Consider the following 17,287-nt stretch of genomic DNA (forward strand, 5'->3'; position numbering starts at 1 on the left):
GGGGAATCTAATTTGTAGCAAAATAAGCCGGGTCTTGGTCCCGCCGATGCTTAATCGGAATCGGCGGACCTTGTTCATCACCGACAAAGCAAGCCGTTTTTTCCAAAGCTTCTCTTAGTCGCTTGGCAGCAAAAATCGACATATCGCGAGGTACATTAATACGATCACGTAAATATCTCAACGCCTTATCCGAACCAGTCGGTGGCACACACACAACACCCGTCATCATCCAAGTCAATGCACAGCGCAGAGCTATTTCAAACAATTCGTCATCAGCCGGATTGACTCGAATAATATTAGCGCGATGCAAAATCACCCGAATTAGGGCTTCAGCACGGGAGCTTTCCGGTTCTGGGTAACCCACATCAGGCAGCCCAATCCAAGGCCCATTATCCACCCGATTTTTATTCAACAGCATCGGGGGCTCACCGTTTTCAATGCAACCGCCCATCTGAGGAGGTAAGTCATGAGCGTGGGTGTGAAAGTCGCTCTGAGTACCGCGATAAGTCGGTCGGCTTTCCATCCCATCGAACCAAGCAGCCAAGTAAGGATTCTCCTCTCGCAGCGAGTAGCCCTTGTAATAATACAAACTGGCGTTCATGCGTTCGACATAAGGCGTGAAGATGACATCAGCCGTACCGAACTCTTCCAGAAAGTATGGACCGGGAGTAGAGGCGAGGGCATACTCAACCTTATTTACGACTTTGATAAATTGCTCTCGGTGGCGCTGCTCTTGTTGAGGCGACACCATCGGATAGCAAAGCCAGCTACACCAAGCTCTAAATAAAAGTCGTTCGAGTTGGCGCAGGGGTAGTACTGTGGGGCTTTCCATACCCTGCCCTAAAGGACCAAAGACAAGTTCTAGAGCGAGCAAAATGTCATCGCTTTCGGTAATCAGGCGTCCGTCTAACTCCAGTGCTGGTAACATTCCCGATGGTACAATGCGTTTGTACCAGCTTTCTTTCTCCCCGTAACAAAACATTGTCACTTTTTCGATACGGTAGGGGATTTGTTTTTCTTCAAGCCAAAGCCAGACTTTTTGGCAGTAGGGACACCAGGCATGGTTGTCACGATAGAGTGTTACTCGCACATCGGCTTGAGGAAGACCAAACAGGCGTAGTCGAGCTTGGGCGTTAGTGGGACCGTTAACGGGGTCAATTTGATAGTCCGTGAGGGTTTCTAGTTCCCTCCAGCTTAGGGGAGCGCTCGTCATGGGAATGGGTAGGCGTTCTGGATTTGTTAAGTTATTAGTCATTACTCATTCTGACGGGTTTTGGGAATCTACCTTTTCTTGATCTGGGTTCTCAATCCATCCGAGATAACTCAATTCCTTGAACCCAAGTTGGGTTAATCAGGTGCCAATCGGAACGACACTGTCATTGACACTCGCGCCGTGAAGTGGGGAGGATTCCTTCAGCTTCCCCCCCGTGGGGAACTGGAGGAATGTAACTTACATACGATTGTGCGCTTGTCGAATGGGGTGTTTAATCCTTACACCAGCATTAATAGGATTGAACATCTGTTGTCCTCCTGTTGATTCACCCCTGTTGTTTGTTGGCTCCAAGATTCACGAAACTCAAGGGATGACTTGGTAATTTTTGTCTTGTAGCTAGTCAAGGTGTCTCTAAAGTGCGCCCGCACGTATTAATTCACTCTTCTCTTGCTGAACATGCCCATCCATTGCGGCTTTTTGTAATCTCATAAAGGCATTGATGTCTTCCTTTCCGTATTTGGTTGTCTGTAAAAGCTGTCGCAGTTGCTCTTGGGCAGCTATTGTTAGATAACCTGTTGCCAAAGCTTGTTGAACTATGTCGCGGATAAAAAGCATTGGGAACCTCCTCAAAAGTGCTGTAACTTGATGTTCAACATGTGCGCTCACGTTCGCCTTCTGGGCTAAGCCGCATCGATCAGACATAGTGCCGTTGCAGGCGCTATTGCGGTTTTATGACAGACCCGACACGGCTCACAAGACTTCTTCTGGCAGCGACACAGGGAAGTTCTACAGCACGGGTTCCTGCTCCGCTTCTATCTCTAGGTGCTCCATTGTCCAATGGTGGTGGAGCCGACTCTAGTTGTTGGCTAGGGTTGGAATAAGAGTGTTGTACAACAACCGAGTTAAACATTGAGGTCAGTACAACCTCGCTAGCAGGAACGGGTGTTATGCTACTAATAAAAATTGCAGCAATTGTAGCGGTGGGAGCCAATAAATAGAAAATACTTTGCATGGGATTGCTGACTAAATTCAACCATCCCATCAAACAAGGAAGCTAACTGAGAACAAGACGGAGAACTTCGAGCCTCAATCGAGTTGAGAGCTGATTTTTGATTGACTTAAATTGAGTACACTAAATCGCTTTATTTCCTAGCCGTTCGCGGAAATATTGCTCGTACAAATAGCATCGGGAAGTCACTTCATTGCCACACAACCGCACTAGCCCCATGCTGTTTAATTTAAATGCCTGAACTGTCGGTAACCGCACGGGGTTGGAGGAAATCGCCACCTCTCGCATTGCCTCCATCAACTGGGGATGCTTTTCCAGATTCCATAAATGGCGTCGCAGATGGTCGCTGTAAAGTCCTGCTTCGGTGGGAGCCTCTTGCAGCAATTGGTCAAGAGTAACATCCTGACGTGCTATAGCATACATCGCTAGCCGCAATAGGTAAGGATGCCCTCCCACAAGAGCCATCAGCTTTTCGACTTCACCTGCATTCCAATCGAGGGAGTGCCGTCTAGCTAACGAGTGTACCTGTTGTGAGGTAAACTCTGGTAATTCAATCGGTAGCCCCACATTAAAGGGGGATTTATTCATATCCAGGGGTACGTAAACTTCAGTGGAATGTACGACAATTAAACGAAACTTTTTCCAGATATCGCGCCGTTTGGCTTCTTCATGCAATGCTCGCAACAACCCAAAGAAGTCGTCAGCGATTTCTTGGTAGGGGAAAATACAATCAACTTCATCCAAGCCGAGAGTCAGAGGACGGTCGAGTTGTGGCAAGAGATATTGCTCAAAGTAAGCCCTGCAACTGATATTGCTGCCAGCAATCTCCGCCATCTCCCAATATTTGGCTAATTGGTCGGGCACTCCTAGCTCTAGACCAACAATGGTGCAAAACCACTGTAGAAATTTGTCCGAATTGGCAAACACTCTCTGATTGGCTAACTGCAAGCTCAAGGCAACGGTACGAGAGCCTCGCTGTTCGGCGTGATGGAGAATCCTTGCCATCAGGGAGGTTTTGCCCATCTGTCTGGGGGCTTTGATACGGATAAGTGCTCCAGGCTGCGTTATCGTTTCATAACAGCGTTCCTCAATGGGGGGACGCTCGATATAAAAGGGAGAAGCCAAGTCTACTTGCCCTCCTGGTAATTCTGGCGGGGCGAATGGCAGGGGTTTGTCCCCCGTTTGTCGGGTAAGAGTTTGCAGGTTCACTGCTAATTTATGGTTAGCAGGTAAGGAGATACGACCTTCTGTGATTACGCTATTAACTTCCTCAAGCAGAGTTGAACTGTCGTCAGAGGAACGCCACTGCCATGCCTGAACCCCCTGCAAATAGCCCAGCAAGTCGAAACTCAGGGGTGAATCTGGGGATAAGTCTATACAAATTGGAAAAATCGCTGGCTTTTGGGGAGTAGTGTTGTGCAACTCTTTAACCCGTTGTACCACCTCTAAAACCATTTCACTGACGGCTGATTGCTGAGACAAGAGCAGCAGCAGGTAGTCGCACTGCTTTAAGTAGGCTCCCCAGGAAGAGTTTTTCTCAGCCATGAAGACTTCATGACCCGCTTCCTTTAAGGCTTGTTGCAACATAGTTGCGAGGTTGAGGTCTGGGCAGCAATCGCCGAGCGCCACTTTGGCTGTAACGTTAGGGGGTTCCTCTTGGGGCGGTTCTTCGTCAAAATTGGCTATATCGCGCCATTCCTGACCCAAGACGCGACAAATTTCCAGAAAATTTCTCAAATCGACGGTTTTGCCATTCAAGAAGTTGCTAACCGTGGATTGAGCTATCTCTAAATGCTCCGCTAACAGTCTCTGGTTGGGAAAGCCATTACGCAAAAGAGACGATTTAACTTTGAGAATATAGTCTTCACGCACCCTTAGCGATCGGGGCATAGCGCATCCTCTTCAGAGGTACAAGAATTATCTTAAATGCCAGTTTTCACAAAGTCGATGACAAGTCAATCGGTACTCAAATTTCTCGGTGTTAATCTGAGGTAGCCTCAGGATTTGATGAGAATGTAACGAGATGGAGTTTTGACTTCCATCTGGCAGTAAATTTTTATCTTTTCATCAGGGAGATTCAGTTGTATGTGTAGGCGGCAAGAACAAGTGTTGTGGCGAACTCCACTCGGAGCGAAATTTGCCCCTGCGGTTGATAAGCACTTAAGTCAAATCCCTAAAAAACTGGTGTGGTCAAAAACAGTTGGCGATAGAGAGGACAAGGGGGTTAAGAAATGACGCAAGTTTACCAGTATCAAGTTGGTGGCAGCTTACCAGAGAATGCGCCCACTTATGTAATGCGGCAGGCAGACTCTGACCTCTATGAAGGGCTGAAGGCGGGAGAGTTCTGCTACGTCCTCAACTCTCGACAAATGGGCAAGTCCAGCTTGCAGGTACGAACGATGCTCAGGCTGCAAGGAGAAGGCATCGCCTGTGCCACCATCGATCTTTCAGATATTGGCTCCCAACTGGTTTCTTTAGAGAAGTGGTACGGGGGAGTCGCCTACAAGCTGGCGAGCAGTTTCAATCTGTTTGAGGCGGTTGAGTTTATGAGTTGGTGGCGCGAACGCGAGTTTATGCCGCCAGTGCAACGATTGAGCGAGTTGATTGAACAGGTTTTACTGGGTCAAGAAACTCAAAACAAAGTCATTTTTATTGATGAAATTGATAGCATTCTTAGCTTGAGAGAACCCCTTGACGATTTCTTTGCTCTGATAAGGGCTAGCTATAACAAAAGGGCACACAAGCCAGAATACAATCAGCTTACCTTTGCACTGCTGGGAGTAGCCACCCCATCCGATTTGATTCAAGACAAGCACCGGACACCCTTTAATATTGGGCGCTCGATTCATCTAAGTGGCTTTGATCTACATGAAGCTATGCCCTTAGCTCAAGGATTGGTAGCTCATGCGGACAATCCTATTGAAGTACTCAAAGAAATCTTAGCCTGGACGGGAGGACAACCGTTTCTCACCCAAAAAATTTGTCAGTTGGTCATTACGTTCCCCTTAGCTATAGCCACAGGTAAGGAGGCGGAAGCAGTAGGAAACTTGGTAAGGACACGGGTAATTGAAAACTGGGAAGCGACGGATGAGCCAGAGCATCTCAAGACGATACGCGATCGCATCATGAGAAATGAGCAACGAGCTGGTCGTTTACTAGGACTATACCAACAAATTTTGCAACAAGGGGAATTAGCTGGAGATGACAGTCCCGAACAAATAGAATTGCGATTGTCGGGATTAGTTGTCAAGCAAGCTGGAAATTTAAAGGCTTATAATCCCATCTACGAATCTGTTTTCAACAAAAATTGGATTGATAAAGAATTAGCCAAGCTGCGACCCTATTCTGAGGCTTTCACAGCCTGGTTAGCTTCAGGATGTATGGATGAATCGCGGCTTTTACGAGGAAAGGCGTTACAGGATGCTTTAGCCTGGGCTGCTTCCAAAAGCCTAAGCGGTCAGGATAATCAGTTCTTGAGAGCCAGCCAAGAATGGGACAATCGAGAAAGGATAATGGTCTTGGAAGCAGAAAAAAGAGTTAGGGATGAGTTTTTTGCAACGCTCTCCCATAAACTTCGCCTCCGCCTCAACGCAATAATGGGGTGGACTAAGCTACTCCGTTATCGGAAGTTTGACGAAGCAAGAACTGATCGGGGGCTGGAGACAATTGCTCGCAACGCAGAATCACTGTCGCAAATGATTGAAGATCTGCTAGACCAATCGCTCATTCTTAGAGGCAAGCTCCACCTTAATCGCTGTCCGGTAGAACTTGTACCACTTATTGAAGCGGCTATCGATACTGCGCTACCAGCGATTGATGCTAAAAAGATTCGGTTTGAATCTACATTAGCTCCGTCGGTGGGGCGAGTCTTGGGCGATTCGGAGCGGTTACGGCGAGTCATTTGGAATCTACTCTCGAACGCGGTTAAGTTCACACCTGAAGGAGGTTACATCGCAATTCGACTTGAACTCATCAACTGCTGTGCCCAAATCAGAGTGAGTCATACGGGGGAGGGAATTGCTCCTGACTTTCTGCCCTATGTCTTTGACAGCTTTCGCCAAGAAGATAGAACGACAACCTCGCATGGCGGATACGGATTTGAGTTGGTTAGTGTGCGTTACTTAGTGGAACTGCACGGCGGTACTGTCCACGCAGAAAGCCCTGGTGTTGCAGGAGGAGCGACGTTCGTTGTGAATCTCCCGCTGATGTCTGATCATGTAGAGGCAGGCTTTCACGAGCAGGATTCAATTGATGAGCGGGAGTGAAATGCCTTATAAAGTTCTTGATCAGACCAAAATATAGAGAAGGTGCAATGAGGGGCAATTAAATTTAGCTCTAAACAACGGAAGTAACGTGAGTACACCACAACCCTCTATTTACCAGTATCAAGTTGGTGGCAGCTTACCAAAGGATGCGCCTACTTATGTGGTACGACAAGCTGACTCTGACCTCTATGAAGGACTGAAGGCGGGAGAGTTCTGCTATGTTCTCAATTCTCGGCAGATGGGCAAGTCCAGTTTGCAGGTGCGAACTATGCAAAGGCTTGCTGCCGAAGGAATCGCCTGTGCCACCATTGATATTTCCGATATTGGTTCCCAGCAGGTTTCTTTAGAGAAGTGGTACGGGGGAGTCGCCTACAAGCTAGTTAGCAGTTTCCATCTCTTGGATGCCATCGAGTTTATGACTTGGTGGCGCGAGCGCGAAATGCTCTCCCCTGTACAGCGCTTGGGAGAGTTGATTGAAGGAGTACTGCTTGTGCAGTCAACTCAAAATCTTGTCATTTTTGTCGATGAAATTGATAGCGTTCTCAGCTTAAAAGAGCCACTGGATGACTTCTTTGCCCTAATTCGAGCAAGTCATAATAAACGGGCACAAAAACCCCAATACAATCGACTTACCTTTGCGCTTTTAGGAGTGGCAACGCCATCGGATTTGATTCGAGACAAGAAGCGGACGCCGTTTAATATTGGACAGGCAATTCATTTATCAGGCTTTGAGCTACACGAAGCGATGTCGTTAGTTGTAGGTTTGCCATCAAAAACTGACAACCCTACTGAAGTAATCAAAGAAATCTTGGCTTGGACGGGAGGGCAACCCTTTCTCACTCAAAAGATTTGTAAACTTGTACAGATGTCTGAGTTGGTGATTCCCGCAGGTAGCGAAGGGTCTTGCATAGAGAACTTAGTAAGGACACAGGTGATTGAGAACTGGGAAGCCTCGGATGAGCCAGAGCATCTCAAGACGATACGCGATCGCCTCCTGAGAAATGAACTACGTGCTAGTAGATTACTGGGACTCTATCAGCAAGTTTTACAACAGGGAGAAATTGCTGCCGATGACTCTCCAGACCAAGTGGAATTACGGTTATCGGGGTTGGTTGTTAAGCAGCAGGGGCAATTGAGGGTTTATAACCGCATTTATGAGGCAGTTTTTAACAACAGTTGGGTGGAAAAGGAGTTAGCATCACTGCGACCTTATAGTCAAGTGATCGCTGCTTGGTTAGCGTCCAATCGTCAAGATTCTTCACGGTTGTTGCGAGGGCAGGCGTTGAAAGAAGCCTTGCAATGGTCAGCGAATAAAAGCTTGAGCGTTTTAGATTATGCTTTCTTAGCTGCTAGCCAACAATTAGACAGGCTCCAAATACAAAGAGATCTGGAAGCGGAAAGGCAAGCCAAACAGATTTTATTTGAGGTAAAACAGCAAGCAGAGCAACTGCTTGAAGAAGCTAAGGAAGGTACCAAAATAGAACGAGCTGGAGTCAAGGCATTGCAACTGTTTGAGGCTGGGGGCAGGGAAATAGAAGCATTATTGTTAGCGATGCAGGCAGGGCAAGCTTTGCACAAGCGGGTGCAAGGTGGTCGGCGAGTGCAAGATTATCCTGCTACCAGTCCCCTGCTAGCCTTACAGATGATTCTTGACCACATCCGAGAACGGAATCAATTCTCAAGGCATCAGGGCGAGGTAACGAGTGTCAGTTTTAGCCCCAACGGAGAGTATATAGCTACCGCTTCCTATGACGGCACGGCACGGCTGTGGGACTTATCTGGCAACCAAATAGCTGAATTGAAGGAGCATCAGGGCAAGGTAACGAGTGTCAGTTTTAGCCCCAATGGAGAGTATATAGCTACCGCTTCCTATGACGGCACGGCACGGCTGTGGGACTTATCTGGCAACCAAATAGCCCAATTTCGGGTTGACACCCTATGGTTGTGGGAACCTCAATCTCAGAAAGATAACGACAGGATAGATGTTGTCAGTTTTAACCTCAACTTCAAGGGAGACAGGATAAATAGTGTCAGTTTTAACCTCAAGGGAGATTGCCTTGCCGCTGCCTTAGATGACGGTACCGTAAGGCAGTGGAACTTATCTGGCAACCAGCTAGCCCAATTTCAGACCCATCAGGGTATGGTCAGAAGCGTTTGTTTTAGCCCCAACGGAAACTATATAGCTACTGCTTCCTATGACAGCACAGCAAAGCTATGGGACTTATATGGAAACCAGCTAGTTGAATTGAAGGGACATCAGGGTGAGGTAACGAGTGTCAGTTTTAGCCCCACCGGAGAGTACATAGCTACTGCTTCTTATGACGGCACGGCAAGGCTGTGGGATTTATTGGGGAACCAGATAGTTCAATTTCAGGGGCATCAGGGTATGGTCAGAAGTGTCAGTTTTAGCCCCAACGGAGAGTACATAGCTACCGCCTCAGCCGATAGGACGGCAAGACTATGGGATTTATCTGGAAACCAACTAGCTGAATTGAAGGGACATCAGGGTGAGGTAACGAGTGTCAGTTTTAGCCCCACCGGAGAGTACATAGCTACCGCTTCTTATGACGGCACTGTAAGGCTGTGGAATTTATCCGGAAATCAGATAGTTCCATTTCGGGGGCATCAGGGCTGGGTATTAAGTGTCAGTTTTAGCCCCACCGGAGAGTACATAGCTACCGCTTCCTATGACGACACCGCACGGCTGTGGGATTTATCTGGCAACCAGCTAGCCCAATTTATCGGGCATCAGAATAGGGTAAATAGTGTTAGTTTTAGTCCCACCGAAGAATATGTAGTCACTGCTTCAGATGACCGCACAGCAAGGCTGTGGGACTTATCTGGAAACTTAATAACCCCATTTATCGGCCATCAGGGCTGGGTATTAAGTGTCAGTTTTCACCCCACGGGAGAGTACATAGCTACTGCCTCAGCCGACAATACGGCGAGGCTGTGGGACTTATCCGGAAACCCAATAACCCAACTTATCGGCCATCAGGATGCAGTAAGAAGTATCAGTTTTCACCCCACGGGAGAGTACATAGCTACTGCCTCAGCCGACAATACGGCGAGGCTGTGGGACTTATCCGGAAACCCAATAACCCAACTTATCGGCCATCAGGGTGCGGTAACAAGTGTCAGCTTTAGTCCCAATGGGGAGTACATTTGCACGACCTCATCTGACAGTACCACACGCTTGTGGGATTTGTCGGGAAACCAGCTCGCTCAATTTATTGGGCATCAGGAGATGGTATTTAGCGCCAGTTTTAGCCCTAATGGTGAACTTCTCGCCACCGCTTCCGCCGACGGCACCGCACGACTGTGGCGGGTGGAAGGATTGGATGAACTGCTCTGCCGAGGCTGCGACTGGCTTTCTGATTACTTGTTCACCCATCCTGAAGCACTCCAAAAACTAGAGGTATGCCAAAACAGGTTTAGCTTTCAACAGTGAAATTAACGTGAGTACACCACAACCCTCTACTTACCAATATCAAGTCGGCGGCAGTCTACCCGTTGATGCGCCGACTTATGTGGTGCGGCAAGCCGATTCCGACCTCTATGAAGGACTGAAGGCGGGAGAGTTCTGTTATGTACTCAACTCTCGACAGATGGGTAAGTCTAGCTTGCAGGTGCAAACCCTGCAAAGACTTCAAGGAGAAGGCATCGCCTGTGCCACCATTGATATTTCCGATATTGGTTCTCAGCAAGTTTCTCCAGATAAGTGGTACGGGGGTTTCGCCTACAAACTAGCAAGCAGTTTCAATCTCTTTGAGGCGGTCGAGTTTATGACTTGGTGGCGCGAGCGCGAAATGCTCCCCCCCGTACAGCGCTTGGGAGAGTTGATTGAAGGAGTGCTGCTCGTGCAGTTAACTCAAAATCTTGTCATTTTTGTCGATGAAATCGATAGTGTTCTCAGTTTAAAAGAGCCACTGGATGACTTTTTTGCCCTGATTAAAGCTTGCTACAACAAGCGTAGTCACAAGCCACAATACAAGCGGCTCACGTTTGCTTTGCTAGGAGTGGCAACGCCATCCGACTTAATTCGAGATAAGACGCGCTCGCCATTTAATATTGGACAAGCGATTCATTTATCCGGCTTGGCTCTAGCAGAAGCGATGCCCTTAGCTCAAGGATTGGCACAAAAGACCAACAATCAGAAGGCAGTACTCAAAGAAATCTTAGCCTGGACGGGAGGGCAACCCTTTCTCACTCAAAAGATTTGTAAGCTGGTATTGATGTCCTCCTTACCGATTACCGCAGGTGACGAAGGGGCTTGGGTAGAGAACTTGGTAAGGGCACAGGTAATTGAGAACTGGGAAGCATTCGATGAGCCAGAGCATCTCAAGACGATACGCGATCGCATTCTTTGGAGTCAACGCCAAGGTCAATTACTCCAGTTGTATCATCAGATTTTGCAGAGTGGAGAACTTAAAGCTAATGACTTGCCGGAACAAATGGAACTGCGGCTTAGTGGGTTGGTCGTCAAGCAGCAGGGAAAGTTAAGGGTTTATAACCGCATTTATCAGTCTATTTTTAACCGGAATTGGGTTGAGAATGCCTTAGATGAAGCAGGTTTGCTGCCTAAATTCGCTTCAAAATCGACTCCATCTAAGGCAGAAATTCAGGCTATAAAGCGGCTTGCCTCTGATGCCTTGAAACAGTTTGAGTCCCAACAAATTGAGTCCTTACTTCTAGCAATGCAAGCTGGGCAAGCTTTGAAAGCTCTAGTTCATGAGGGTTGCCCACTGCAAGACTATCCCACTGTAAGTCCTCTCTATGCTTTACAGACGATTCTCGACAACATCTACGAGCGAAATAAGTTCAAAGCTCATGCGAGTGGGGTCAACGGCGTAAGTTTTAGCGCCAGTGGGCAGCGTATTATCACCGTTGGTGCAGATGGCAGAGTTAGAATTTGGAAACTGTCTGGGCGGCAGATAGTTGAATGGGAGAGTAATCGAGGCTCAATCTGGAGTATGAGTTTTAGCCCAGATAGGCAACTCATTGCCACGGCAGGTTTGAATGGTACCGTTAGACTTTGGGAGCTGCCTGGGATAGAGTTGGCTCATTGGAACGCTCATCAGGGTACGGTTAGGCGTGTGACTTTTAGCCCAGATGGACAGGTAATTGCCACAGTAGGGAAGGATGAAGTTCGACTTTGGAATCTGTCTGGGCAGCAGCTAGCTCAATGGAATACTAGTCAAGACAAGGTTGTGCATGGAACTTTTAGCCCAGATGGGCAAGGCTTTGCCACAGCAGGTGAGGACGGCACAATTCGATTTTGGAATTTGTCTGGGCAGCAGCTAGACCAATGGAAAGTTCATAGCGACGGGATTATTGATGTAAGTTTTAGCCCCAATGGTCAGCAAATTGCTACGGTCTCAAACAGTGGCAAGGCGAAGCTTTGGAATCTGTCAGGACAACAGTTAGTTCAATTGAATGACTATCCACTTTTAGTTAGAAAAGTGAGTTTTAGCCCAGATGGGCAGCATATTGTCACAGCAGGTTTAGATAGCACAATTGAACTTTGGAACAATTCAGGGCAGCAATTAGCTCAACTGAAAGGTCATAAGGGTTTGGTCAGGAGTGTAAGCTTTAGGCAAGATGGGCAATACCTGGCAACAGCGAGCGCAGATGGGACAGTCCGCCTTTGGGATTTGTCAGACAAGCCAGTGGCTCAGTGGAACAGTCATCAAAGCAAGATCTGGAGTGTGAGTTTCAAACCAGATGGCCAGTACCTTGCTACCGCTGGAGCAGATAGCAGCATCCGACTCTGGAATTTACAAGGAAAGCAGCTAGCTCAATTGGATGGTCATCAAGGTTGGGTGAGGAGGGTAAGTTTTAGTCCTGATGGACAGTATCTTGCGACGGCTGGATATGACAGCACGGTTCGACTCTGGAACTTAGAAGGGCAGCAGATTGTTTTGAATGGTCATCAAGGCAGAGTCAACAGTGTGAGTTTTAGTCCTGATGGACAGTACCTTGCGACGGCTGGATGTGACGGCACGGTTCGACTCTGGAACCTTGAAGGGCAGCAGCTAAGTCAGTTAAATACTCGTCACGGCAAAGTCTACGATCTCAGTCTTAGCCCGAATGGGCAACACTTGGCTACAGCAGAGGCAGATGGTACAGCAAGGCTTTGGCAGATGTCAGGGCAGCAGTTGTTAGAGTTAAAGGCTCAGCGTGGCAGGGTCTACACTCTGAGCTTTAGCCCGGATGGGCAGTATCTTGCCACAGGAGGAACAGGTGGAACTGTCCGATTGTGGGATTTGTCGGGGCAACAACTAGCTCAATGGCAGAGTCATCAGGGCACAGTCTATTGCATAAGCTTTAACCCAAACGGTCAGCAAATTGCTACAGCCGGAGCAGACAGTATGGCAAAACTCTGGGACTTGTCGGGACGACAGCTAGCTCAATGGCAGAGTCCTAATAACTCGGTCTATAGCGTGGTGAGTTTTAGTCCAGATGGGCAGTGTCTTGCCACTGTAGGAACAGGTGGTCTACAGATTTGGCGTATAGGAGGATTAGATGAACTGCTCTTACGTGGCTGCGACTGGCTCAAAGATTACTTTGTCACTCATCCCGAAGCACAAGAAAAACTAGAGGTATGCCAAAACCTAATTAGCTTTGGTGAAGCAAACGTCCAAAAAACAACGCTAAGCTGGAGTTCCTGAACATCCAAAACGTGCCTCAAGCTGAGAGAGAAAGTTGGCAATCTGATTTTGGTTAAGACCAAATTGCTCAAAACTATGAAAGAGATTGTCTTGCGATCGCCTTCCGTCACTAATATCAAATTGGTTGCGGTTGAAAGGAAAGGAATCACTTTGAGCGTTCCTGAAGAGGGGAAGTGCGATCGCTCATTCATTCTCTCCCAACTCTTCCAGCAACGCTTCCCACGCCTCAATCTGCTGCTGTAATTGCTGGATGCGATCACCTGTAGCTTCCTGTCCCTGAAATAGTCCTTTCCCCTCTAGTTCATCTCTATTCAAGCCGATGACAATTTGGATTGCCCTTTGGATTTTCCCAAGTTAGCAGCAGAGAGTTTAACTGTAATTGCAACGGATTCCGGGATAATAATCGGCTCGATACTTTCACCTCGATCTAAGCGTTTGGCAACCTCCAAAATCGTATCCGCGATCGCTTCGGGAATCCTCACTGCCGTTGTTTTACCGAGATTCCACTTCAGTTTCCGACCACTGCTTTCTCTGTGTCCACCACGCGGCATAACTTTATCTGTGATTTATAAATTGTACGTCTTCCTTCAGTAACACCTTCTCATATTGTCAGGTTGTGTGAGTTGGAAAAAATCAATATGATTTCGTACAAAATCAAAAAAAGAGTATGATTGATAACGTACAAAATCAAAAAGCAAAAGCCGCGCTGTCACGGCGACCAACCAGACGAGAGCGCGGCTCTAGCTCCAATAATTTTTGGAGACTCTTCGCTCATGCCAAAAAATAATCGGCTCAGTTATCAGAGGGGTTATCAGCAAGCCTTGGTTCACCGAGCATTCCCACCCCCATCCATTGACCTGCCAACCAACTTCCCCAACGTTGGGACCCCTCGCTACTCCGATGGCGACAAACTGCGCTGGATTCATGAGGGCGACAAAACAGACTGGGGAGTTGCAATTGGCAGATTCTACAGCTTTGCTCCCCACAGAGGCGATTGGACGTGGTGCTACCTCATCTGGCTCGACAAACTCTCCAAGAGTGCCGCTATTACAGTTGCCGATATCGCTTGGGAAGACGACCTCGTCCGAGTGGAGGAAGTTAAGTGAGTCCCCGTCCCCTAACCTCACGAGAACAAACCCTAATCGACCTTTACGGCTACTGCTCCCTTGGCATGACACCACAACAGTTCTACGCCAAATGGCAAGTGAATCACGAAGATCTCGCGTTTATCTGCTCCCGCTCAATATCTACTGTGAGGTGTTGGTTTAGGAGAGGTAACTTTTACCGCCGTCCCATGCCCATAGATTTGCGTCATCTCGCCTTAATGGACTTTCTGCTGGAACACTGGGAAGAAATTCCCTCAATACTCAAGAATCGACTGTGCCCTCCATCGGACAGTCAGTAGTAGTTAACCCTACACCAAGGCTAAACACTACAAGCCGCGTATAAATCTAGACAACTCAAGACCTTCTTCGGCTGCTGCACATGGAAGGGTCAAAAGTCAATAGTACGGTGGTACGTCTAGTCCAGTCACTCTCACAGTAGGGTGGCTTTGTTATTTAATTCGCCTCCTCTTCGTACCAAAGAGTCATCCATGAGCCATCTTGAGAATGGGACGGAAACCGAAATCCAACAAGAGTTAGCTGAAAAACCAGAGCCGTTGGTAGAACAGAGAAAAGATTCTTGCCCGCTCCGGGCGGTTGAAGCCAATCCCGACAAAGTGAACTTGGCACAAGCCGATTTTCGTGGTGCTAACTTAAGCCGAGCTAACCTCTCCGCCATGAATCTAATTGAGGTACAGTTTGAATTGGCCATCTTGAGGTCAACCAACTTTCATGGCGCTAACTTAATCGGTGCTAACTTCCAACAAGCTGACCTGAAAAATGCCATTCTGGCAGAAGCGCTACTCGATAATGCCAATTTAGAACAGGCTGACCTAAGGAATGCCGAGCTATGGAGGGCTTTCTTAAACAATGCCTTCCTCAGCCATGCTATATGCCGAGGGGCCATATTTGTAGAGGCGACCTTGAACAATGCGGACCTCACAGGCATTGACCTCAGTCATGGCGACCTGTGTGAAGCTAACCTGCATCAGGCCAATTTGACTGAATCTATCCTGCATCACGCCAGTTTTTGGAGAGCGAATTTAAGTCAAGCGTGCTTAAAAAGTGCCAGCCTTCTTAAGGCGAATTTAACAGGAGCTAATTTACGAGGAGCAAGTTTAAGCCAAGCGAATTTGGCTTATGCCGATTTATCACAAACCGACCTGAGCGATGCCGACCTCAGTTATGCCAATCTGACGAGATGCCAACTGACAGACGCTAATCTTACTGGCACCAAATTGGAGGGGACGATTCTTGCCCCCATTGGACTGAATCATTGCCCTGAACTCTACCCCAACCAGAAAATCTCCAGTTGGGAAAAAATGCGTTTCCGTTCGCAGGTAGAAATTCAAGTAGCGCAGGTACTGGAGGCAAGGGGACTGCTGTATTGCCCAAACCCCCTAACTCGTCTAGGTTCATATCACAGAAGTTTTGAAGTGGATTTTGTAGTCTGTTGTCCAACTCAACTAGGATTCAAATGGGCTATTTTGGAAATAGATGGCTACTGGCACTTTCCAGAAAAACGGGCGAAGGAACACGAAAGAGAAAGGCTGTTTGAACATAGCGGCGTTCGAGTTTACCGATTTGATGCCAAACTGTGCTCAATTAATCCAGAGGCCGTAGTCAGTGAATTAATTGAGCTGATGAGTAAATAGAGTACAGTCAAGAGTTGTGCTAATGCCTTGAGTACTGATGCTTCCTCCACCCGGCCGTTGAGTTAAACTGTCACTCGCTCCGATGAGAATGCAATTTGGTCTAACACGCCCCACAGGCACCAAATCGGCTCACCAAATTCATTGTGCGCTCTTCTTCTAGAAGAAGAGCGCTGTTTGTTTTTCCCTATAGGGGCGGTGCAAAGGGGTAGAAAATAAATTTCCAAAAACTTCCACTTTTACGCTTCCTGATTACTGGATGGAAGGGACTTCGGTATGGAGCATTGGAAGTTTCTAGCCTTGACCAAAAAAGGGAACAGGGAACGTTGACTTCTGTAAATCCCCTAGAACTTTTTCATCGGACTGGCACAAACCGGCGGAAAATTAATTCTTAGAACGGCACTTCTGATAAGCCAATGCGCCCGACCCTCACCTCTTCCCTGAAACTGAGTACACCGATGCCATTGACCTTGCATCCCGCTCAGGTGTACCTGAGAAGCCTCAGCGCTGGGTCTAGACCAACCATGCGGCAGTCCCTCGATGCGATCGCTTCTGTGCTCACTAATGGCGAGTGTGATGCCGACACCCTCAACTGGGCATCTTTAAGGTATCAGCACACAGCAGCCGTGCAGGCTGTACTGGTGGAAAAGCACTCAAAAGCCACGGCCAAAAAGATGATGTGTGCCTTAAAGCGCGTGTTGAGGGAGGCTCGGAAGTTGGGATTGATGGATGCGGAAAGCTACGCAATTGCTGTGGAGCTGCCTAGTATTAAGTCCAGTAAAAAGCTTAGAGGCAGAGCATTAAGCCAACATGAAATTACCGCATTGATGGATGTTTGCACCCTAGACCCCACACCGCAAGGGGTTAGAGACGCGGCCCTCATTGCCATCCTGCGCGGTGCTGGCCTCAGGCGGGCTGAGGTGGTGAAGCTGGAGTTAAAGGACTTTAACGCGAGTACTAGTGCCGTAGAGGTTAGGGGTGGCAAAGGGGATAAGGATAGGACGGTGTATTTGCCAACTGGTGCGATCGCTTTTGTGGAAGATTGGTTGACTCTCCGAGGTCGGCGACCGGGAGCGCTGCTGTGTCCCATCCGTAAGGGGGGAGAGATTGAGTACAGGAACATGACCCCCCAGGCGGTGCTGCTGATTTTACAAAAACGTGCTCAGGAAGCGGGGGTGGACTCATTTTCACCTCATGACTTTCGTAGGACGTTCTGTTCTGACCTGCTGGATGCTGGGGTGGATATCGTCACGGTATCAAAACTGGCTGGTCATGCCTCACCCGTGACAACCGCGAAGTATGATCGCAGAGGTGAGGAGGTCAAGCGTAGGGCGGTGCAGAGTCTGTCGATCAGAAAAAGCTGAATTCCCCTAA

13 protein-coding genes and 2 pseudogenes are annotated in these 17,287 nt (G+C 48.0%); 10 read left to right on the top strand and 5 right to left on the bottom strand.

The genetic code is table 11. From position 1 onward, the window contains the following. Positions 1–7: 7 nt before the first annotated feature. Positions 8–1,213 (bottom strand): glutathione S-transferase family protein, encoded by a 1,206-nt coding sequence (locus MIC7113_RS32025; RefSeq protein ID WP_041781560.1) that lies wholly within the window; start codon positions 1,211–1,213, stop codon positions 8–10. A gap of 225 nt (positions 1,214–1,438) precedes the next feature. On the opposite strand from MIC7113_RS32025, the pseudogene MIC7113_RS39390 reads away from it, so the two are divergent. After that, positions 1,439–1,504 (top strand): annotated as a pseudogene (locus tag MIC7113_RS39390) (hypothetical protein); the annotation flags it as partial. Between the two features lie 120 nt (positions 1,505–1,624). Here the strand turns inward: MIC7113_RS39390 and MIC7113_RS32030 are convergent. From MIC7113_RS32030 to MIC7113_RS32035, 3 genes are all read right to left on the bottom strand, one after another. Beyond that, positions 1,625–1,828: a hypothetical protein gene (locus tag MIC7113_RS32030; protein ID WP_015186268.1), complete on the bottom strand. Its 204-nt coding sequence runs from the start codon at positions 1,826–1,828 to the stop codon at positions 1,625–1,627. A 103-nt stretch (positions 1,829–1,931) separates the two neighbouring features. Next, positions 1,932–2,255 carry a hypothetical protein gene (locus MIC7113_RS35700; protein ID WP_015186269.1) on the bottom strand — a complete coding sequence of 108 codons (324 nt, stop codon included), beginning with the start codon at positions 2,253–2,255 and terminating at the stop codon, positions 1,932–1,934. A 90-nt stretch (positions 2,256–2,345) separates the two neighbouring features. Then, entirely contained in the window at positions 2,346–4,112 is a 1,767-nt protein-coding gene (locus MIC7113_RS32035; RefSeq protein WP_015186270.1) for an AAA-like domain-containing protein, read from the bottom strand. Between the two features lie 341 nt (positions 4,113–4,453). On the opposite strand from MIC7113_RS32035, the pseudogene MIC7113_RS34345 reads away from it, so the two are divergent. The 5 genes and pseudogenes from MIC7113_RS34345 to MIC7113_RS37850 form a co-directional block, all read left to right on the top strand. After that, positions 4,454–5,932, top strand: a pseudogene (locus MIC7113_RS34345) (AAA-like domain-containing protein); the annotation flags it as partial. Next, positions 5,918–6,487 (top strand): sensor histidine kinase, encoded by a 570-nt coding sequence (locus MIC7113_RS38415; RefSeq protein WP_226883737.1) that lies wholly within the window; start codon positions 5,918–5,920, stop codon positions 6,485–6,487. The pseudogene MIC7113_RS34345 and the gene MIC7113_RS38415, both read left to right, overlap by 15 nt. 88 nt (positions 6,488–6,575) lie before the next feature. After that, positions 6,576–9,938, top strand: a complete 3,363-nt coding sequence (locus tag MIC7113_RS32045) for a WD40 domain-containing protein (protein ID WP_015186273.1) — start codon at positions 6,576–6,578, stop codon at positions 9,936–9,938. A 7-nt stretch (positions 9,939–9,945) separates the two neighbouring features. Further along, complete coding sequence (locus MIC7113_RS32050) at positions 9,946–13,158, top strand: WD40 domain-containing protein (RefSeq protein WP_015186274.1); 3,213 nt, start codon at positions 9,946–9,948, stop codon at positions 13,156–13,158. Between the two features lie 75 nt (positions 13,159–13,233). Then, entirely contained in the window at positions 13,234–13,401 is a 168-nt protein-coding gene (locus MIC7113_RS37850) for a hypothetical protein (protein WP_216596518.1), read from the top strand. A gap of 68 nt (positions 13,402–13,469) precedes the next feature. On the opposite strand, the gene MIC7113_RS32055 is transcribed toward MIC7113_RS37850, so the two are convergent. Beyond that, positions 13,470–13,709 carry a hypothetical protein gene (locus tag MIC7113_RS32055; RefSeq protein ID WP_015186275.1) on the bottom strand — a complete coding sequence of 80 codons (240 nt, stop codon included), beginning with the start codon at positions 13,707–13,709 and terminating at the stop codon, positions 13,470–13,472. A gap of 222 nt (positions 13,710–13,931) precedes the next feature. Here MIC7113_RS32055 and MIC7113_RS32060 point away from each other — a divergent pair, with 222 nt between their 5' ends. The 4 genes from MIC7113_RS32060 to MIC7113_RS32070 all read left to right on the top strand — a co-directional run bounded on the left by MIC7113_RS32060 (position 13,932) and on the right by MIC7113_RS32070 (position 17,277). After that, complete coding sequence (locus MIC7113_RS32060; protein ID WP_015186276.1) at positions 13,932–14,264, top strand: hypothetical protein; 333 nt, start codon at positions 13,932–13,934, stop codon at positions 14,262–14,264. Continuing rightward, a complete protein-coding gene (locus MIC7113_RS35235; RefSeq protein WP_015186277.1) occupies positions 14,261–14,563 on the top strand; it encodes a hypothetical protein in 303 nt (100 codons plus the stop codon). Before MIC7113_RS32060 ends, MIC7113_RS35235 begins: the two co-directional genes overlap by 4 nt. 189 nt (positions 14,564–14,752) lie before the next feature. After that, entirely contained in the window at positions 14,753–15,916 is a 1,164-nt protein-coding gene (locus tag MIC7113_RS34105) for a pentapeptide repeat-containing protein (protein ID WP_015186278.1), read from the top strand. Between the two features lie 413 nt (positions 15,917–16,329). Continuing rightward, positions 16,330–17,277: a tyrosine-type recombinase/integrase gene (locus MIC7113_RS32070; protein WP_015186279.1), complete on the top strand. Its 948-nt coding sequence runs from the start codon at positions 16,330–16,332 to the stop codon at positions 17,275–17,277. The last annotated feature ends 10 nt before the right edge of the window (positions 17,278–17,287 follow it).

The sequence above is a fragment of the Allocoleopsis franciscana PCC 7113 genome (assembly GCF_000317515.1).
Lineage (GTDB): Bacteria > Cyanobacteriota > Cyanobacteriia > Cyanobacteriales > Coleofasciculaceae > Allocoleopsis > Allocoleopsis franciscana.